This is a genomic window from Pseudomonas sp. NPDC085632, from assembly GCF_044541255.1.
In the GTDB taxonomy this organism is placed as follows: Bacteria; Pseudomonadota; Gammaproteobacteria; order Pseudomonadales; family Pseudomonadaceae; genus Aquipseudomonas.
In genome coordinates this window covers 146,188-164,481 of sequence record NZ_JBITSX010000008.1, presented here as the reverse complement: position 1 = coordinate 164,481, position 18,294 = coordinate 146,188, and the positions used below count along the sequence as shown (strand labels likewise).

Here is an 18,294-nt window from a genome sequence, read left to right as displayed (position 1 = left end):
AAGGTCATCGACCACTACGAAAACCCGCGCAACGTCGGCAAGATGAACGCGGAAGATCCTGATGTCGGCACCGGCATGGTCGGCGCTCCGGCGTGCGGCGACGTGATGCGTCTGCAAATCAAGGTCAACGAAGCCGGCATCATCGAAGATGCCAAATTCAAGACCTACGGCTGCGGTTCGGCTATCGCTTCCAGCTCCCTCGCCACCGAGTGGATGAAGGGCAAGACCCTGGACGAAGCAGAAACCATCAAGAACACTCAGCTGGCCGAAGAACTGGCCCTGCCGCCAGTGAAGATTCACTGCTCGGTACTGGCTGAAGACGCTATCAAAGCGGCTGTTCGCGATTACAAGCAGAAGAAAGGCTTGATCTGACTTTCTGGATTTGGCGACGAGTAAGGAGTCACCGATGGCTATCAGCATGACAGAAGCGGCTGCTCGACACGTGCGGCGCTCCCTCGTCGGGCGCGGCAAAGGTGAAGGGATTCGTCTGGGTGTTCGCACCACAGGCTGTTCCGGCCTTGCCTACGTGCTGGAGTTTGTCGACGAGGTGGTTGCAGAGGATCAGGTGTTCGAGAGTCACGGCGAAAAAGTGATCATCGACCCGAAAAGCCTGGCCTACCTGGACGGCACCGAGCTCGATTTCGTCAAGGAAGGGTTGAACGAAGGCTTCAAGTTCAACAACCCCAACGTACGCGGTGAATGTGGCTGCGGCGAAAGCTTCAACATCTGAGGCTTGTCGTGGGTATTCCTTGTCATTTCGCTTTATTCGAGCTGCAACCGAGCTTCCGTCTGGATCTCGAGCAGTTGGCCACGCGCTATCGTGAGTTGGCGCGCGGCGTTCATCCTGACCGCTTTGCCGACGCTTCCGAACGTGAGCAGCGGACGGCACTCGAGCAGTCTGCCCGGCTCAACGACGCCTATCAGACGCTCAAGAGTCCGGCCCAGCGCGCACGCTACCTGCTGACCATCAGCGGGCATGAAGTGCCGATGGAAGTCACTGTCCATGATCCCGAGTTTCTTCTGCAGCAGATGCAATGGCGCGAAGAACTCGAAGACCTTCAGGACAGTGCCGATCTCGACGGTGTCGCGGTGTTCAAGCGGCGCTTGAAAGTGGCTCAGGAAGAACTCAACGAAAGCTTCGCAGCCTGTTGGGATGATGCGGCGCAACGCGAGCAGGCCGAGCGCCTGATGCGGCGCATGCAGTTCCTCGACAAGCTCACCTACGAAGTGCGCCAGTTAGAAGAGCGCCTCGACGATTAACCCAGTGCCGCTCCGGTCGCACGCCTGATATACAGATAGTCCTGATCACGATGGCCCTACTGCAGATCGCCGAACCCGGCCAAAGTCCTCAACCGCACCAGCGTCGTCTGGCTGTGGGGATCGACTTGGGCACTACCAATTCGCTGGTCGCTGCGTTGCGCAGTGGTCTTTCCGAACCGTTGGCCGACGCAAGCGGGCAGGTCATCCTGCCGTCCGCTGTGCGTTACCACGCCGATCGCGTCGAAGTCGGCGAGTCGGCCAAACTGGCTGCCGCCTCCGATCCCTTGAACACCGTGCTGTCGGTCAAGCGCTTGATGGGTCGTGGTCTGTCCGACGTCAAGCAATTGGGCGAGCAACTGCCATATCGCTTTGTCGGTGGCGAGTCGCACATGCCGTTCATCGACACCGTGCAGGGCCCGAAGAGCCCGGTCGAAGTTTCCGCCGATATCCTCAAGGTTTTGCGTCAGCGTGCTGAAGCGACCTTGGGCGGCGAACTGGTTGGCGCGGTGATTACCGTTCCTGCTTACTTCGACGATGCTCAGCGTCAAGCCACCAAGGATGCGGCGAAACTCGCCGGTCTGAACGTGCTGCGCCTGCTCAACGAGCCGACCGCAGCCGCTGTGGCGTACGGTCTGGATCAGCATGCTGAAGGCCTGGTCGCCATTTATGACCTGGGCGGCGGTACTTTCGATATTTCGATTCTGCGTCTGACCGGCGGTGTTTTCGAGGTTCTGGCCACTGGCGGCGACAGCGCGCTGGGTGGCGATGATTTCGATCACGCGATTGCCGGCTGGATCATCGAGAGCGCCGGCCTGTCCGCCGATCTCGATCCGGGCGCACAACGTAATCTGCTGCAAACCGCTTGTGCGGCCAAAGAGGCCCTGACCGATGCAGCCAGTGTTGAAGTGGCCTACGGCGACTGGAAAGCGCCGCTGACCCGCGAAGCCTTCGATGCGTTGATCGAGCCAATGGTCGCGCGCAGCCTGAAAGCCTGCCGCCGCGCCGTTCGCGATTCCGGTATTGAGCTGGAAGACGTGCACGCCGTGGTCATGGTCGGCGGTTCGACGCGCGTTCCGCGTGTTCGCGAAGCCGTTGCCGAAGCCTTCGGTCGTCAGCCGCTGACTGAAATCGATCCGGATCAAGTGGTGGCTATCGGTGCCGCGATCCAGGCCGATACGCTGGCTGGCAACAAGCGCGATGGCGGCGAGTTGCTGCTGCTCGACGTGATTCCGCTGTCCCTTGGGCTGGAAACCATGGGCGGCCTGATGGAGAAGGTGATTCCACGGAACACCACCATCCCCGTCGCTCGCGCACAAGATTTCACTACGTACAAAGACGGCCAGTCGGCCATGGCGATTCATGTATTGCAGGGTGAGCGCGAGCTGATCAGCGACTGCCGGTCGCTGGCGCGCTTCGAATTGCGCGGCATTCCGGCGATGGTCGCCGGTGCGGCGAAGATTCGCGTGACCTTCCAGGTCGATGCCGACGGTCTGCTCAGCGTTTCTGCCCGTGAACTGGGTTCGGGCGTTGAGGCGAGCATTCAGGTCAAGCCGTCCTACGGTCTGACCGACGGCGAAATCGCCAAGATGCTCAAGGATTCGTTCCAGCACGCCAATGACGACAAGGTCGCCCGCGTTCTGCGCGAGCAGCAAGTTGATGCCCAGCGCCTGATCGAAGCGGTGCAGGGCGCTCTGGAAGCCGATGGCGAGCGTTTGCTCGACGCCGAAGAGCGCATGGTTATCGACCTGCAGTTGCAGGAACTGGCTGAACTGATGAAAGGTACCGATGGTTACGCCATCGAGCAGCAGACCAAGCGTCTGTCGCAAGTGACCGATGCTTTTGCTGCCCGCCGCATGGATCTGACGGTGAAAGCCGCTCTGTCGGGGCGCAATCTGAATGAAATCGAGGATATCTGATGCCGCAGGTCATTTTTCTGCCCCACGAGAAGTTCTGCCCTGAAGGCATGGTGGTCGAGGCTGCGCCCGGCACCTCGATTCTCGAACTGGCCCACGAACACCACATCGAGATGGAAAGCGCCTGTGGCGGCGTCTGCGCTTGCACCACCTGCCACTGCATCATCCGCGAGGGTTTCGACTCGATGGAAGAGGCGGACGAGCTGGAAGAAGACTTCCTCGATCGTGCCTGGGGTCTGGAAGCGCAATCGCGTCTGGCCTGTCAGGCCATCGTCGGTGAAGAAGACATCACCGTCGAGATTCCGAAATATTCGCTTAACCATGCGGCTGAAGCGCCGCACTGACTGGTAAGACTGTCATGAGCTACGGTTGGAATGATGTTCAACGCATTGCAGAAGAGTTGGCCGAGGCCAAGCCGGGTGTAGATCCGTTTTCTGTCAATTTCGTCGATCTGCAGCAATGGATCAAAGAGCTGCCTGATTTTGACAATACCTCTGGTCGAGTTGGCGAGAAGGTGTTGGAAGCGGTTCAGACGCTCTGGGCTGAAGAATTGGACTGATCGTCCTCGCAGGTTAGGCAATACCCAAGAACCCGCGTATAATTCGCGGGTTTAATTTTTCGCAAATTACCGTTTCTGGAGTTACACCATGGCTGTTCAACGCACTTTCTCCATCATCAAGCCTGACGCTGTTGCAAAAAACGTCATCGGCGAAATCACCACTCGTTTCGAAAAAGCCGGCCTGCGCGTTGTAGCTTCGAAACTGAAGCAACTGTCCAAAGCTGAAGCTGAAGGCTTCTACGCTGAGCACAGCGCTCGTGGTTTCTTCGGCGACCTGGTTGCTTTCATGATCTCCGGTCCTGTTGTTGTTCAGGTTCTGGAAGGCGAAAACGCTATCGCTCTGAACCGTGAGCTGATGGGCGCTACCAACCCTAAAGAAGCTGCTGCCGGCACCATCCGCGCTGACTTCGCTGATTCCATCGACGCCAACGCTGTTCACGGTTCGGACTCCGAAGCCGCAGCTGCTCGTGAAATCTCGTACTTCTTCGCAGCTACTGAAGTAACCACTCGCTAAGCATTGGCTTAAGAGTGAAGGTGAATCCATGACTACATCGACTGTAAAAACCAACCTGCTGGGTCTGACTCAACAGGAAATGGAAAAATTCTTCGACTCAATCGGGGAGAAGCGTTTCCGTGCCGGTCAGGTAATGAAATGGATTCACCACTTTGGTGTCGATGATTTCGACGCCATGACGAACGTCAGCAAGGCCTTGCGCGACAAGCTCAAGGTTATTGCTGAGGTCCGTGGTCCGGAAGTGGTCAGCGAGGACATCTCCAGCGACGGCACCCGCAAGTGGGTGGTGCGCGTGGCGTCCGGCAGCTGCGTCGAGACCGTGTACATTCCCCAGGGCAAACGCGGCACTTTGTGCGTTTCGTCCCAGGCAGGCTGTGCCCTGGATTGCAGTTTCTGCTCCACCGGCAAGCAAGGCTTCAATAGCAACCTCACTGCCGCCGAAGTTATAGGTCAGGTGTGGATTGCCAACAAATCTTTCGGCAGTGTCCCGGCAACCGTCGACCGTGCCATCACCAACGTGGTGATGATGGGCATGGGTGAGCCACTGCTGAACTTCGACAACGTCGTCGCCGCCATGCATCTGATGATGGATGACCTCGGCTACGGGATTTCCAAGCGCCGCGTGACCCTGTCCACTTCGGGCGTGGTGCCGATGATCGATGAGCTGGCCAAGCACATCGACGTGTCCCTGGCGTTGTCCCTGCACGCACCGAATGACGCATTGCGTAACCAATTGGTGCCGATCAACAAGAAGTATCCGCTTAAGATGTTGCTCGAGTCGTGCCAGCGCTACATGTCGTCCCTGGGCGAAAAACGTGTGCTGACCATCGAGTACACCTTGCTCAAGGACATCAACGACAAGGTTGAACACGCCGTCGAGATGGTCGAGCTGCTGAAAAACATTCCGTGCAAGATCAACCTGATTCCGTTCAACCCGTTCCCGCACTCCGGGTACGAGCGTCCGAGCAACAACGCGATCCGTCGGTTCCAGGATCAGTTGCATCAGGCCGGTTTCAACGTCACTGTCCGCACCACCCGTGGTGAAGACATCGACGCAGCATGTGGTCAACTGGTAGGGCAGGTGCTGGATCGCACCCGTCGCAGCGAACGTTACATCGCCGTGCGTGAGTTGAACGCCGACAGCGATCTGGCACAGAACGCCGCGAACACTAACTAAGAGAGGATCTCTATGTCCCTGCGCTTTGCGCTGCTGTTGCTGTTGGCCAGCCTGTGTGCTGGTTGTGTCCTTTCGGGTGACTACAACCCGATGAAGACCAGCAAGGGCCGCGATGAAGCGCGGGCTGCCTACGTGCAGTTGGGGCTGGGATACTTGCAGCAAGGCATGACCGAGCGGGCCAAGGTGCCGCTGAAGAAGGCGCTGGAAATCGACGGTTCCGATCCTGACGCCAACGCTGCCCTCGGGTTGGTGTTTCAGTCCGAAATGGAACCGCAGCTGGCCGACGAACACTTCCGCAAGGCTTTGTCCTCCCGTCCTGCCGATGCGCGCATCCTCAACAACTATGGCAGTTTTCTCTACGAAGAGCAGCGTTATAAGGAAGCCTACGAGCGTTTTGAACAGGCCGCCGCCGATACCCTGTATCCTGAGCGTTCGCGTGTGTTCGAAAACCTCGGCATGACGGCCGCAAAGCTCGGTCAGCGTGATCTGGCGCAGCAGCAACTGGAAAAGGCGCTGCGTTTGAACCGCCAACAACCGCGTGCATTGCTGGAAATGGCTGAGTTGTCCTTCGAAGACAGGCATTATGTGCCCGCGCGTGACTATTACGACCGTTTCAGCCTGCTGACCGAACAAAATGCACGTAGTCTATTGCTCGGCGTTCGGCTGGCAAAAGTGTTTGAAGATCGCGACAAGGCCGCCAGTTATGGCCTGCAATTAAAACGACTCTATCCCGGTACGCCGGAATATCAGCAATACCTGTCGGAGCAATGATGAAAGCGGCGCATCCCGAAGTTGTAGCAGCGAATCGCGTTAACCCCGGTGAGACCCTGCGCCAGGCCCGCGAAAGCAATGGCTGGTCGCTGGCCGAAGTGGCCCTCAAGCTCAACCTCACCGTGACTTCCCTGAGCAATCTTGAAGCCGGCGCTTTCGACAAGCTGCCGGGGCATACCTTCGCTCGCGGTTACATTCGCGCCTATGCCAAATTGCTTGGCATGGACCAGACCGTCCTGGTTCAGCAGTTCGACCAGTCCACCGGCACCGACTCCCAAGGCAGCAATGTTCACGCCCTGGGCCGTATCGAAGAGCCTGTGCGGGTTTCCCACACCATTTTGCGTATCGTCAGCCTGCTGTTGCTGATCGCGGTCATCGGCGGCGGTTTCGTCTGGTGGCAGGATCAGACGTCGCTGCGCACCAAGGACCTCACTTCTCTGGCGCCTGAGCACGTCGAAGTCGAAGGGGCTGACGGTACCACCCAGATTCACCCGATCGACGAGCCGGAAGACCAGGCTGTTGCGGAAAACCAGACCGAGGGCTCGACCGCTCTCGCACTGCCGCAAGCCGAAACCACTGCTGAATCGACGGGTGCGGAGCCTGCCGTTCCAGCCACCGAGTCTGCGCCTGCTGTGCCAGTTGCTCCGGCGGCAGCGCCAACCGCTCCCGCTCATACGCCTGCCCCCGTGGTTGCCACGCCTGCCCCGGCGCCTGCTGTGCCGAGCACGCCCGCTCCGGCCGTGACTGCCCCGGTAGCTCCGGTCGCGCCTGCTGCAGCCCCGGTCGCTGGCCAAGGCCAGGTATCGGTGCAATTTGTCGCCGACTGCTGGACGCAAGTCAGCGATGGCAGCGGTAAAGTATTGTTCAGTGGTCTCAAGCGCAAAGGCGACAGCCTGGCCGTTGCCGGCAAGCCGCCATTTGCGGTACGCCTGGGCTATGCCCGTGGCGCGCAGGTCAGCTACAACGGCCAGCCGGTCGATGTTGCTCCGTTCACCAGTGGCGAGACTGCTCGCCTGAAGTTGGGTCAATAAGTCATGCACGGCGAATCTCCAATCAAACGTCGCGTTTCGCGCAAGATCTGGGTCGGCAACGTACCGGTGGGCGGCGATGCGCCGATCGCGGTGCAGAGCATGACCAACAGCGACACCAATGACGTGGCCGCCACTGTTGCGCAAATCAATCGTCTGGAAGCCGCTGGTGTCGACATCGTCCGCATATCGGTGCCGGACATGGACGCCGCCGAGGCGTTCGGCAAGATCAAGCAACTGGTCAAAGTCCCTCTGGTTGCCGACATTCACTTCGACTACAAGATCGCTCTGCGCGTGGCCGAACTGGGTGTGGACTGCCTGCGCATCAACCCGGGCAACATCGGTCGCGAAGACCGTGTTCGTGCGGTGGTCGATGCGGCACGTGATCGCGGCATTCCGATCCGCATCGGTGTTAACGCCGGCTCTCTGGAAAAAGACCTGCAAAAGAAATATGGCGAGCCGACCCCGGCCGCGCTGGTTGAGTCCGCCCTGCGTCACGTTGAACACCTCGAACGCCTGAATTTCCAGGACTTCAAGGTCAGCGTGAAGGCTTCCGACGTGTTCATGGCCGTCGAAGCCTACCGTTTGCTGGCGAAAGAAATCGTCCAGCCGCTGCACCTGGGCATCACCGAAGCCGGTGGATTGCGTTCGGGCACAGTGAAATCCGCCGTGGGCCTAGGTATGCTGCTCGCCGAAGGGATTGGCGATACTATCCGCATCTCGCTGGCGGCCGATCCGGTCGAAGAAGTGAAAGTCGGTTACGACATTCTCAAGTCTTTGCATCTGCGTTCCCGTGGCATCAACTTCATCGCCTGCCCGAGTTGCTCGCGGCAGAACTTCGATGTGGTTAAAACCATGACCGAGCTGGAAGGGCGCCTAGAAGACCTGCTGGTGCCGCTGGATGTCGCGGTGATCGGTTGTGTGGTCAACGGCCCCGGCGAAGCCAAGGAAGCCCATATCGGCTTGACCGGCGGCACGCCAAACCTGATTTACATCGACGGCAAGCCGTCGCAGAAACTGACGAATGACAATCTGGTGGACGAGCTGGAAAAGCTGATCCGCCAGAAAGCGGCCGAAAAGGTCGAAGCTGACGCTGCGGTTATCGCGCGCGGCTGAGCCTGACTGAACGCCGAACGAATTTAAGGATTTAAAGTGAGCAAGTCTCTGCAAGCCATTCGTGGCATGAACGACATCCTGCCCGAACAGACCCCGCTGTGGCGTTATTTCGAGGGCACTGTTGCGCGCCTGCTGGATAACTACGGTTACAAGCAGATCCGCATGCCGATCGTCGAGTTCACCGAGCTGTTCAAGCGCTCGATCGGTGAAGTGACCGACATCGTCGAAAAAGAGATGTACACCTTCGAAGACCGCAACGGTGACTCCCTGACCCTGCGTCCGGAAGGCACTGCGGCGTGCGTGCGTGCCGTACTCGAGCACGGTATCACCGGCGGTGGCCAGGTACAGAAACTCTGGTACATCGGCCCGATGTTCCGTCACGAGCGTCCGCAGAAGGGCCGTTATCGTCAGTTTCACCAGATCGGTCTGGAGGTGTTCAACCTCGACGGTCCGGACATCGACGCCGAGCTGATCACCATGACCTGGCGCCTGTGGGGCGAGCTGGGCATTCGTGATGCGGTCAAACTCGAACTCAACAGCCTCGGCACCAGCGAGTCCCGTGGTCGTTATCGTGAGGCGCTGGTCGAGTACCTCTCGGCGCACCACGACAAGCTCGACGAAGACAGCCAGCGTCGCCTGAAAACCAACCCGCTGCGCGTGCTCGACACAAAAAATGCCGACACTCAAGCGGTGCTGGTCGATGCGCCGAAGATGGCCGACTACCTCGATGACGAATCCCGTGCGCACTTCGAAGGTTTGAAATCGCGTCTGGATGCCGTGGGCATTCCTTACGTCCTCAACCCGAAGCTGGTACGCGGCCTCGATTACTACAGCAAAACCGTTTTTGAATGGGTCACCGACAAGCTCGGCGCCCAGGGCACTGTTTGCGCGGGCGGCCGTTATGACGGTCTGGTCGAGCAGATGGGCGGCAAGCCAACCACCGGCGTCGGTTTCGCCATGGGCATCGAGCGTCTGGTGTTGATGCTTGAAACCCTGGAGCAGATCCCGGAAGAAATCTCCCGGCAGGTCGATGTCTACCTCTGCGCCTTCGGTGAAGAGGCGGAGCTGGCAGGCCTGGCCCTGGCTGAACGTGTTCGCGATCAACTTCCAAACCTGCGCCTGCAAGTCAATGCTGGCGCCGGCAGCTTCAAAAGCCAGTTCAAGAAGGCCGACAAGAGCGGTGCGCTGTACGCACTGATCCTCGGTGACGACGAAATGGCCCAGCAAGTGGTAGGTTTCAAACCCCTGCGTGGCCAGGGCGAACACCACAGCATTGCCTGGGATGCGCTCGCCGCTCACCTGGCCACCTGCGTCGTGCAGGGTTGAAGCTGTCCAAACAGCCGATTTAGCGATTAAGGAGTATTGGGGTGTCGAGTACCGAAGACGAACAGTTGGCGGATTTGAAGGACTGGTGGACACGCAACGGCAAACCTCTGGTCACCGGCGGCCTGTTGGCGCTGGTTATCGTGTTCGGCTGGCAGGCTTATCACAAATACCAGAGCAACCAGTCGCAAGGCGCCTCGGTGCTCTATCAGCAATTGCTGGAAACCACGCTGACACCTGATGGCAAGCCTGATGCGGCCCGTGTTGCGGATCTGGCCGGCAAGCTCAACAGCGAGTTCGGCGGTTCTGCCTACGCGCAGTACGGCAGCCTGTTCGTGGCTAAAGTGGCGGTTGACAGCGGCAAGCTGGACGATGCGGCTACCGAGCTCAAAGCCATTGTCGACAAACCGGCCAACCCGGCGTTGGGCGAGATCGCCCGTCAGCGTCTGGCGCAGGTACTTGGCGCGCAGAACAAGGCTGACGACGCCCTGAAACTGCTCGACGGCGATGCCGACAAAGCGTTCCTGGCCACTCGCGAAGAACTCAAGGGCGACCTGCTGGTACAGCTGGGCCGTACCGATGACGCGAACAAGGCGTATCAAAAAGCCAAGGCGGCACTGTCGGATGAAGCGGCGGTCGGTGGCCTTCAAATCAAGCTCGACGACCTGGCCAAAGGGGATGCGTGACGTGATCCGTTGGAAGCATGCAGCATTGCTGGCTCTGGCCCTTCTGGCCGCGGGTTGCAGCAGCAACAGTAAAAAAGAATTGCCACCGGCTGAACTGACCGACTTCAAAGAAGAAGTGGTTCTGCACAAGCAGTGGAGCCGTTCGATCGGTGACGGTCAGGGCGAAACCTACAACATGCTAGTGCCGGCGATCGACGGTGACACCATCTACGCGGCCGATGTGACCGGCGTGGTGATGGCCATGGATCGCAGCAACGGCGACGTGAAGTGGAAGCAGGATCTTGACCTGCCTGTCTCCGGCGCCGTTGGCGTGGGTTACGGTCTGGTGCTGATCGGTACGCTGCGTGGCGAAGTCGTCGCTCTGGATACCAGCAATGGTGAAGAGAAGTGGCGTGCTCGCGTGACCAGTGAAGTTCTCGCGCCGCCGGCCAACAACGGTGACGTTGTGGTTGTGCAGACTCAGGACGATCGTCTGATCGGTCTGGATGCCTCCACCGGTACGCAACGCTGGGTGTATGACAGCACTCCGGCTGTATTGACCCTGCGCGGCACCAGTGCCCCGCTGGTCACCAACCGCCTCGCGGTGGCTGGCCTGTCGACCGGTAAAGTGGTCGCGCTGGACATTTCCAACGGCGTGCCGGTGTGGGAACAACGCATCGCGATTCCACAAGGTCGTTCGGAACTGGAGCGCGTGGTCGACATCGACGGCGGTCTGCTGTTGTCTGGCGGCACCCTGTACGTTGCCAGCTATCAGGGTCGCGTCGCGGCACTGGACCTGGAAAGCGGTCGTCAACTCTGGCAGCGCGATGCGTCGAGCTACGCCGGTATCGCTCAGGGTTTCGGCAGCGTTTACGTGAGCCTGTCCTCGGGCACCGTTGAAGGCGTCGACGAACGTTCCACCACAGCCTTGTGGAGCAACGATTCGCTGGCTCGCCGTCAACTGTCGGCACCGGAAGTGTTCTCCAGCTATGTAGCAGTGGGTGACCTGGAAGGTTATCTGCACCTGTTGAGTCAGGTTGACGGTCGTTTCGTCGGCCGTGAGCGCATCGACAGCGACGGCCTGCGTGCCCGTCCGCTGGTGGTGGGTGACACGATTTATGTGTATGGCAACAGCGGCAAACTGGAAGCCCTGACCATCAAGTAACAACTATGCTTGGGGATAACACCCCAGGCAGCTTCACTAGTGGAAGTGAACCTGTTCACTCCCACAGTGTTGCCCCGAGCACCAGCCGCTGCCTCGCAGCGGCTTTTGTATTTTCTGAAATAACGAAGTGGAGAGCCGCATGGTTCCCGTAATCGCCCTGGTGGGCCGACCGAACGTCGGCAAGTCCACCTTGTTCAACCGCCTGACCAGGACTCGCGACGCCATTGTCGGCGACTTGTCCGGTCTGACCCGTGATCGCCAGTACGGTGAGGCCAAGTGGCAAGGGCGTTCCTACATTCTGGTCGACACCGGTGGTATCTCCGGTGACGAGCACGGTATGGACGAAAAAATGGCCGAGCAGTCGCTGCTGGCCATTGAAGAAGCAGACGTTGTGCTGTTCCTGGTAGATGCCAAGGCTGGTTTCACCGCCGCCGACCAGATGATTGCCGAACACCTGCGCAAACGTAACAAGCGTTCCTACGTGGTTGCCAACAAGGTCGACAACATCGACCCGGAAATGGCCCGCGCCGAATTCGCTCCATTGGGCATGGGCCACGCGATTCCTATCGCCGGTGCTCACGGCCGTGGCATCACGCAGATGCTGGAAATCGCCCTGGGTGATTTCCCGAAAGACGAAGAAGAGCCAGAGGACGGTGAGGAAGAGATCGTCGCCGAAGGCGAGGAAGCCAAGCGCATTCCTGGCCCAAGCGAAAAAGACGGCATCAAGATCGCCATCATCGGCCGTCCGAACGTCGGCAAGTCGACGCTGGTCAACCGCATGCTCGGTGAAGACCGGGTCATCGTTTATGACCAACCCGGCACCACCCGCGACAGTATCTACATCCCGTTCGAACGCAATGAAGAGAAGTACACGCTGATCGACACCGCTGGTGTGCGCAAGCGCGGCAAGATCCACGAAGAAGTCGAAAAGTTCTCCGTGGTCAAAACCCTGCAAGCGATCAAAGACGCCAACGTGGTGATCTTTGTGATGGACGCCCGCGAAGGTGTGGTCGATCACGACCTCAACCTGCTGGGCTTCGCCATCGAGTCGGGTCGTGCGCTGGTGATCGCGATCAACAAGTGGGACGGCATGACACCGAGCGAGCGCGACTTCGTCAAGGTCGAGCTGCAGCGTCGTCTGTTCTTCGTTGATTACGCCGACATCCACTTCATCTCGGCCCTGCACGGCACCGGCGTGGGCAACCTCTACGCGTCCGTACAGAACTCGTTCAAGTCCGCGGTCACCCGTTGGCCGACCAACCGTCTGACCCAGATTCTGGAAGACGCGGTGGGCGAGCACGCGCCACCGATGGTCAACAACCGCCGGATCAAGCTGCGTTATGCCCACTTGGGTGGGGCTAACCCGCCGATCATCGTGATCCACGGTAACCAGATCGAGAAAGTGCCGAAGTCGTACGTGCGCTATCTGGAGAACACTTACCGTCGTGTGCTGAAGCTGGTCGGTACGCCGATCCGCATCGAGTTCAAGGGCGGCGAGAACCCGTACGAAGGCAACAAAAACACGCTGACCGACCGCCAGGTCAACAGGAAGCGTCGGATGATGTCGCACAGCAAGAAAGCCGACAAAAAGCGCCGCGACAAGAAATAAGGTCGCTGGCTGTTGATCGTTCCCATGCTCCGCGTGGGAACGATCAACATGAGAGAAGGGTGCCTCCGGCGCCCTTTTTTTATGGGCGCCGGATGGGCTATCCTCGGGCTCTCCCGCGCCGTCGTCAGAGCCGGGTGTTGAGCAGGGAACCCCGATGATCACCAGCAAGCTGCCGAATGTCGGCATCACTATTTTCACGCAGATGTCTCAGCTCGCGGCGCAAACCGGCGCGATCAACCTGTCCCAGGGTTTTCCGGATTTCGACGGCCCGCAATCACTGCGCGATGCAGTCGGTCGGCACATCGCCAGTGGCCATAACCAATATTCACCGATGACCGGTTTGCCGGCTTTGCGCGAGCAGATTGCGGCGAAAATCTCCCGCAGCTATGGCGTGCAGGTCAATGCCGACAGCGAAGTGACGGTCACGCCAGGCGCCACCCAGGCGATCTTCTGCGCGATTCAGGCGGTTATCCACAGCGGCGACGAAGTCATCGTGTTCGATCCGTGCTACGACAGCTACGAACCGGCGACGGAGTTGGCGGGCGGTCGTTGCGTGCATGTGCAACTGAACCCGGACGATTTCTCCATCGATTTCGACCAACTCGCCGCGGCCCTCAGCCCGCGTACGAAAATGATCGTCATCAACACCCCGCACAACCCGAGCGGCGCGCTGATCAGTCGTGCCGAGCTGGATCAATTGGCAGCGCTCATCCGTGACCGCGACATCTACCTGATCAGCGACGAAGTCTATGAGCACCTGGTGTTCGACGGCGTGCCGCACATCAGCGTGCTCGCCCACGAAGAGCTGTATCAACGCGCCTTCGTGGTCAGCTCGTTCGGCAAGACTTATCACGTCACCGGCTGGAAAACCGGTTACGTCGTCGCACCGCCAGCGCTGACGGCTGAATTGCGCAAGGTGCACCAGTACGTCAGTTTCTGCGGCGTCACGCCGTTGCAATATGCACTGGCGGATTACATGGCCGAGCATCCGGAACATGTCGAAGAGCTGCCGGGTTTCTATCAGGCCAAACGCGATCTGTTCTGCGATCTGCTGGCACCTTCGCGCTTCAGCTTTACTCGTGTCACCGGCACCTATTTTCAGCTGGTCGATTACTCACAGATCCGTCCTGACCTGAATGACGTCGAGATGGCCATGTGGATGACCCGCGAACACGGCGTGGCGAGTATCCCGGTATCGGTGTTCTACCAGAATCCACCTGAAGGCCAGCGCCTGGTGCGCTTGTGCTTCGCCAAACGCGAGGAGACGCTGCGTGAAGCGGCGGCGAAACTATGCGTGATCTAAGTGCGTTACCCGATCTTAACCTGGCACTGATCCAGACCAGCCTGGCCTGGCATGACCGGCAGGCCAACCTCGAGCATTTCGAGGTGTTGCTGGAGCAGGCGCGGGGGGCTGATCTGATCATCCTGCCGGAAATGTTCACCACCGGATTTTCCATGGAGTCCGAGACCCTCGCCGAAGCCGAGAATGGTCCGACCAGCAAATGGCTGCGGGTTCAGGCGGCCAAACTTAACGCGGTGATCACCGGCAGTGTGATCGTTCAGGCCGTCGATGGCAGCCATCGCAATCGTCTGCTGTGGGCGCGGCCGGACGGCGAAGTCTTGCATTACGACAAGCGTCACTTGTTCCGCATGGCGGGTGAGCATAACCACTACACCCCCGGCGAGCGTCAGGTGCAGTTCGAGCTCAAGGGTTGGCGGGTCCGCCCGCTGATTTGCTACGACCTGCGCTTTCCGGTGTGGAGTCGTGATTCGCAGGATACGGATCTGCTGCTGTACACCGCCAATTGGCCGGGTGCGCGGCGTTTGCACTGGAATCGTCTGTTGCCGGCGCGTGCGATCGAAAACCTTTGTTATGTGGCGGCGGTGAACCGCGTCGGCACCGATGGCAAGGGCTTTGCCTACACCGGCGACAGCCAAGTGCTGGATTTCCAGGGCGAAACCTTGCTGGCGGCGGGGGAGGCGGATGGTGTGTTCAAGGCTGTGCTGGAAGCGGCTCCGCTCGCGGCGTATCGCGAGCGCTTCCCGGCGAATCTTGACGCTGACACCTTTGAGTTCACCTGAAAAGCAAAAGATCGCAGCCTTCGGCAGCTCCTACATGGCGTACGACATCACAATGTAGGAGCTGCCGAAGGCTGCGATCTTTTGATCTTCAACAAAAAGGCCCCGGAGTTCAAACGCCGGGGCCTTTTGCATTTCAGCGGTCGATTACGCCGCTTTCGCCTCAGGCTGGCTCAGCGAGCGGTTCAAGGCGCTGAACAGCGCCTTGAAGCTGGCCGTGGTGATGTTTTCATCGATACCCACGCCATGCACCGCACGCTCGCCATTCACACGCAGTTCGATGTACGCCGCTGCCTTGGCGTTGGTGCCCGCGCCGATCGCGTGTTCGTTGTAGTCCATGATCTCCACCGGAACTGGCAGGCCGGCCACCAGTGCTTCCAGCGCACCGTTGCCCTTGCCGCGCCAGTGCAGGTTGGTTTCGCCCTGACCTTTGCTCGCCACTTCCACTTCAACATTGCTGTTGCCGTTTTCTTCCTGCAGGCGATGGCTGACCAGCGCGTACGGGGTGTTGGCTTGCAGGTATTCGCTGATCAACAGCGAGTGGATCTGCTTGGCGGTCATTTCCAGGCCCAGACGATCGGTTTCACGCTGCACGACCTGGCTGAATTCGATCTGCATGCGACGTGGCAGGCTAATGCCGTATTCCTGCTCCAGCAAGTAAGCGATGCCGCCCTTGCCCGACTGGCTGTTGACGCGAATCACCGCCTCGTAGCTGCGACCAATGTCGGCCGGGTCGATCGGCAAGTACGGGACTTCCCAAAGCGCATCGGGTTTTTGCTGGGAGAAGCCTTTGCGGATCGCATCCTGGTGCGAGCCGGAGAATGCGGTGTGCACCAGGTCGCCAACGTATGGGTGGCGAGGGTGAACCTGAATCTGGTTGCACTCCTCGACCACTTTGCGCACGCCGTCGATGTCGGAGAAATCCAGCTGCGGGTCGAGACCCTGGGTGTACATGTTCAGGGCGACGGTGACGAGGTCGACGTTACCGGTACGCTCGCCGTTGCCGAACAGGCAGCCTTCGACGCGATCGGCGCCCGCCATCAGGCCCAGCTCGGTGGCGGCAACACCAGTGCCACGGTCGTTATGGGTGTGCAGGCTGATGATCACGCTGTCACGACGGTTGATGTTGCGGCCGAACCACTCGATCTGGTCGGCGTAGATGTTCGGCGTTGCGCATTCAACGGTGGCCGGCAGGTTGAGGATCATCTTGTGCTCAGGTGTCGGATTCCACACCTCGATCACCGCATCACAGACTTCCTTGGCGAACTCCAGCTCGGTAGCGCTGAAGGTTTCCGGCGAGTATTCGAAGGTCCACTCGGTGTCCGGTTGCATCGCCGCGTATTTGACGAACAGCTTGGCCGCATTGACCGCGATGGCCTTGATGCCGTCCTTGTCCTGGTTGAAGACGATGCGACGGAAGGACGGCGAAGTGGCGTTGTACAGGTGAACGATGGCTTTCTTCGCCCCGCGCAGGGATTCGAAGGTGCGCTCGATCAGGTCTTCACGGCCCTGGGTCAGCACCTGAATGGTGGTGTCGTCCGGGATGTGGCCTTCTTCGATCAGGGTGCGCACGAAGTCGAAGTCGGTTTGCGAAGCGGCCGGGAACGACGCTTCGATCTCTTTCACACCGACCTGAACGAGGGTTTTCCAGAAGCGCAGTTTCTTCACCGCGTCCATCGGCTCGATCAGCGACTGGTTACCGTCACGCAGGTCGGAGCTGCACCAGATCGGCGCGGTGTCGATGGTTTTCGACGGCCAGGTGCGGTCCGGCAGGTTGATGACAGGAAACGCGCGGTATTTCGAAGACGGATCTTTGAGCATGCTCATCGGGAAATTCCTTATTGTCTGGGCCGAAAAGAGGCGGCCTGCCGGTGTTACGAATGTTCTGGGAAAAGCGTGGGACGAGGTGCCGCGATTCAGCCTGGCAGTCGTGCGCTGACAAGGCACAAGCTGCGGTGCTGGCGAAGCTGAATGAGGGTGTGAGAGGTTTTCATGCCTTCAACCCTAACCGCGAGGGGAGAGGATGGCAAGCAGTCGGAAAAAATTGAGAGGAATACTCGGAAAGCGGGTTTTTGCGGGATTTTATTGCGCTGGAGATCGCTGATCGTTGTGATATTTGCGCGAGGTTTGATAGGCGCGCAATTGAGGTTTATAGCTATTCAGTAAGTGTTGATGTGCTTTATAGGCCGCCTTCGCGAGCAAGCTCGCTCCCACATTGGATTGTGTTCACAACACAAATCCCTGTGGGAGCGAGCTTGCTCGCGAAGGGGCCATCAGCCCATCGATTGTCTTAAGGCTGAAATGCGCCAATAAAAATCGCCGGATCCACCCGCGCATCATTCAGGCTGACATTCCAGTGCATGTGCGGGCCGGTCGCGCGGCCGGTCATGCCAACCTTGCCGACCACCGCACCACGGGCCAGTTGATCGCCGACTTTCACATCTATCTTCGACATATGGCAGAACATGCTGATAAAGCCCTGCCCATGGTCGACAAACACGGTGTTGCCGTTGAAGAAATAGTTGCCAGTGAGGATTACCTTGCCCGCCGCCGGAGTCTTGATGGGCGTGCCCGCCGGCACAGCGAAGTCGAGGCCGGCATGCGGATTGCGTTCTTCACCATTGAAGAAACGACGCACACCAAACTTGCTCGACAGCGGCCCGTTGACCGGTTTATCCAGCAACAGATTACTCGGTGTGTTCGGACTGAAGCTGCGGTAGGCCTTGATCTGCTCGGCCAGTTCGCCTTCGATGCGTTTAAGGTTCGATTGATCCGGATTGACCTGCTGCTTGTTCTTCAGGGTGATGCGCTGTTCCGGGTATTTCTTGTTGCCCACGGTAAACGGCAGATTACGCCCGCCACTGCTGATCTGTTGTGCGCCAGGCTTCACGGTCAACGGCACGCCGACAATCGCCAGCCAGTTGTTCTGTTCCTTGACCACCAGCACCGGTTTGCCCTGATAGGTGGCTTTCGGCGCCTGTGTGGCCACGCCCAGATCAACCACCGCCACGCCACCCGGCACCGGTTTGTTCAGCAGCCGGGTGATGTAACTGTCGGCGTGGGCATTGAAGGTCAGACAGAGCAAAAACAGTGGAGCCAGAAAACGCGGCATGGA

Annotated in this window: 19 protein-coding genes; 17 read left to right on the top strand and 2 right to left on the bottom strand. The window is 59.3% G+C overall.

The features are described from left to right. From iscU to ACIF4X_RS09310, 17 genes are all read left to right on the top strand, one after another. On the top strand, positions 1-372 hold a 372-nt coding region (gene iscU / locus ACIF4X_RS09390), incomplete at its 5' end, for a Fe-S cluster assembly scaffold IscU (protein WP_397481896.1). A 34-nt stretch (positions 373-406) separates the two neighbouring features. Continuing rightward, positions 407-730, top strand: coding sequence for an iron-sulfur cluster assembly protein IscA (gene iscA, locus ACIF4X_RS09385; RefSeq protein WP_397481895.1), 324 nt, complete (start codon positions 407-409; stop codon positions 728-730). An 8-nt stretch (positions 731-738) separates the two neighbouring features. Continuing rightward, entirely contained in the window at positions 739-1,260 is a 522-nt protein-coding gene (hscB, locus tag ACIF4X_RS09380; protein WP_053123537.1) for a co-chaperone HscB, read from the top strand. A 50-nt stretch (positions 1,261-1,310) separates the two neighbouring features. Further along, positions 1,311-3,176, top strand: coding sequence for a Fe-S protein assembly chaperone HscA (hscA, locus tag ACIF4X_RS09375; protein ID WP_397481894.1), 1,866 nt, complete (start codon positions 1,311-1,313; stop codon positions 3,174-3,176). Continuing rightward, positions 3,176-3,517: an ISC system 2Fe-2S type ferredoxin gene (gene fdx, locus ACIF4X_RS09370; protein WP_007916885.1), complete on the top strand. Its 342-nt coding sequence runs from the start codon at positions 3,176-3,178 to the stop codon at positions 3,515-3,517. Before hscA ends, fdx begins: the two co-directional genes overlap by 1 nt. A 14-nt stretch (positions 3,518-3,531) precedes the next feature. Further along, positions 3,532-3,732 carry a Fe-S cluster assembly protein IscX gene (gene iscX / locus ACIF4X_RS09365; RefSeq protein WP_008084655.1) on the top strand — a complete coding sequence of 67 codons (201 nt, stop codon included), beginning with the start codon at positions 3,532-3,534 and terminating at the stop codon, positions 3,730-3,732. A gap of 88 nt (positions 3,733-3,820) precedes the next feature. Beyond that, complete coding sequence (gene ndk / locus ACIF4X_RS09360; protein ID WP_007916882.1) at positions 3,821-4,246, top strand: nucleoside-diphosphate kinase; 426 nt, start codon at positions 3,821-3,823, stop codon at positions 4,244-4,246. A 28-nt stretch (positions 4,247-4,274) separates the two neighbouring features. Then, entirely contained in the window at positions 4,275-5,423 is a 1,149-nt protein-coding gene (gene rlmN, locus ACIF4X_RS09355; protein WP_397481893.1) for a 23S rRNA (adenine(2503)-C(2))-methyltransferase RlmN, read from the top strand. Positions 5,424-5,435: 12 nt separating this feature from the next. Next, complete coding sequence (pilW, locus tag ACIF4X_RS09350) at positions 5,436-6,194, top strand: type IV pilus biogenesis/stability protein PilW (protein WP_397481892.1); 759 nt, start codon at positions 5,436-5,438, stop codon at positions 6,192-6,194. After that, a complete protein-coding gene (locus tag ACIF4X_RS09345) occupies positions 6,194-7,225 on the top strand; it encodes a RodZ domain-containing protein (protein ID WP_397481891.1) in 1,032 nt (343 codons plus the stop codon). Before pilW ends, ACIF4X_RS09345 begins: the two co-directional genes overlap by 1 nt. A 3-nt stretch (positions 7,226-7,228) precedes the next feature. After that, positions 7,229-8,338 carry a flavodoxin-dependent (E)-4-hydroxy-3-methylbut-2-enyl-diphosphate synthase gene (ispG, locus tag ACIF4X_RS09340; RefSeq protein ID WP_397481890.1) on the top strand — a complete coding sequence of 370 codons (1,110 nt, stop codon included), beginning with the start codon at positions 7,229-7,231 and terminating at the stop codon, positions 8,336-8,338. Positions 8,339-8,374: 36 nt separating this feature from the next. Then, positions 8,375-9,664 carry a histidine--tRNA ligase gene (gene hisS / locus ACIF4X_RS09335; RefSeq protein ID WP_397481889.1) on the top strand — a complete coding sequence of 430 codons (1,290 nt, stop codon included), beginning with the start codon at positions 8,375-8,377 and terminating at the stop codon, positions 9,662-9,664. Between the two features lie 41 nt (positions 9,665-9,705). Beyond that, positions 9,706-10,347, top strand: a complete 642-nt coding sequence (locus tag ACIF4X_RS09330) for a tetratricopeptide repeat protein (RefSeq protein ID WP_122599078.1) — start codon at positions 9,706-9,708, stop codon at positions 10,345-10,347. Then, positions 10,340-11,491, top strand: a complete 1,152-nt coding sequence (gene bamB / locus ACIF4X_RS09325) for an outer membrane protein assembly factor BamB (RefSeq protein WP_141128386.1) — start codon at positions 10,340-10,342, stop codon at positions 11,489-11,491. Before ACIF4X_RS09330 ends, bamB begins: the two co-directional genes overlap by 8 nt. A 139-nt stretch (positions 11,492-11,630) precedes the next feature. Continuing rightward, on the top strand, positions 11,631-13,100 hold the full coding sequence (der, locus tag ACIF4X_RS09320; RefSeq protein WP_008084638.1) for a ribosome biogenesis GTPase Der: 1,470 nt from the start codon (positions 11,631-11,633) through the stop codon (positions 13,098-13,100). Positions 13,101-13,254: 154 nt separating this feature from the next. Next, entirely contained in the window at positions 13,255-14,403 is a 1,149-nt protein-coding gene (locus ACIF4X_RS09315; protein ID WP_397481888.1) for a pyridoxal phosphate-dependent aminotransferase, read from the top strand. Continuing rightward, positions 14,391-15,182 carry an amidohydrolase gene (locus tag ACIF4X_RS09310; protein WP_397481887.1) on the top strand — a complete coding sequence of 264 codons (792 nt, stop codon included), beginning with the start codon at positions 14,391-14,393 and terminating at the stop codon, positions 15,180-15,182. The genes ACIF4X_RS09315 and ACIF4X_RS09310 overlap by 13 nt, the downstream gene beginning before the upstream one ends. A 144-nt stretch (positions 15,183-15,326) precedes the next feature. Here the strand turns inward: ACIF4X_RS09310 and leuA are convergent, their stop codons facing one another. Continuing rightward, positions 15,327-17,006 carry a 2-isopropylmalate synthase gene (gene leuA / locus ACIF4X_RS09305; RefSeq protein WP_008082522.1) on the bottom strand — a complete coding sequence of 560 codons (1,680 nt, stop codon included), beginning with the start codon at positions 17,004-17,006 and terminating at the stop codon, positions 15,327-15,329. 463 nt (positions 17,007-17,469) lie between these two features. Continuing rightward, on the bottom strand, positions 17,470-18,291 hold the full coding sequence (locus ACIF4X_RS09300; RefSeq protein WP_397481886.1) for a peptidoglycan DD-metalloendopeptidase family protein: 822 nt from the start codon (positions 18,289-18,291) through the stop codon (positions 17,470-17,472). Positions 18,292-18,294: the final 3 nt, after the last annotated feature.

Coding starts and splice junctions, on each gene's coding strand:
- iscA (WP_397481895.1), top strand. CDS start 407: ATGGCTATCAGCATGACAGAAGCGGCTGCTCGACACGTGCGGCGCTCC.
- hscA (WP_397481894.1), top strand. CDS start 1,311: ATGGCCCTACTGCAGATCGCCGAACCCGGCCAAAGTCCTCAACCGCAC.
- fdx (WP_007916885.1), top strand. CDS start 3,176: ATGCCGCAGGTCATTTTTCTGCCCCACGAGAAGTTCTGCCCTGAAGGC.
- iscX (WP_008084655.1), top strand. CDS start 3,532: ATGAGCTACGGTTGGAATGATGTTCAACGCATTGCAGAAGAGTTGGCC.
- ndk (WP_007916882.1), top strand. CDS start 3,821: ATGGCTGTTCAACGCACTTTCTCCATCATCAAGCCTGACGCTGTTGCA.
- rlmN (WP_397481893.1), top strand. CDS start 4,275: ATGACTACATCGACTGTAAAAACCAACCTGCTGGGTCTGACTCAACAG.
- pilW (WP_397481892.1), top strand. CDS start 5,436: ATGTCCCTGCGCTTTGCGCTGCTGTTGCTGTTGGCCAGCCTGTGTGCT.
- ACIF4X_RS09345 (WP_397481891.1), top strand. CDS start 6,194: ATGAAAGCGGCGCATCCCGAAGTTGTAGCAGCGAATCGCGTTAACCCC.
- ispG (WP_397481890.1), top strand. CDS start 7,229: ATGCACGGCGAATCTCCAATCAAACGTCGCGTTTCGCGCAAGATCTGG.
- bamB (WP_141128386.1), top strand. CDS start 10,340: ATGCGTGACGTGATCCGTTGGAAGCATGCAGCATTGCTGGCTCTGGCC.
- der (WP_008084638.1), top strand. CDS start 11,631: ATGGTTCCCGTAATCGCCCTGGTGGGCCGACCGAACGTCGGCAAGTCC.
- ACIF4X_RS09315 (WP_397481888.1), top strand. CDS start 13,255: ATGATCACCAGCAAGCTGCCGAATGTCGGCATCACTATTTTCACGCAG.
- ACIF4X_RS09310 (WP_397481887.1), top strand. CDS start 14,391: ATGCGTGATCTAAGTGCGTTACCCGATCTTAACCTGGCACTGATCCAG.
- leuA (WP_008082522.1), bottom strand. CDS start 17,006: ATGAGCATGCTCAAAGATCCGTCTTCGAAATACCGCGCGTTTCCTGTC.
- ACIF4X_RS09300 (WP_397481886.1), bottom strand. CDS start 18,291: ATGCCGCGTTTTCTGGCTCCACTGTTTTTGCTCTGTCTGACCTTCAAT.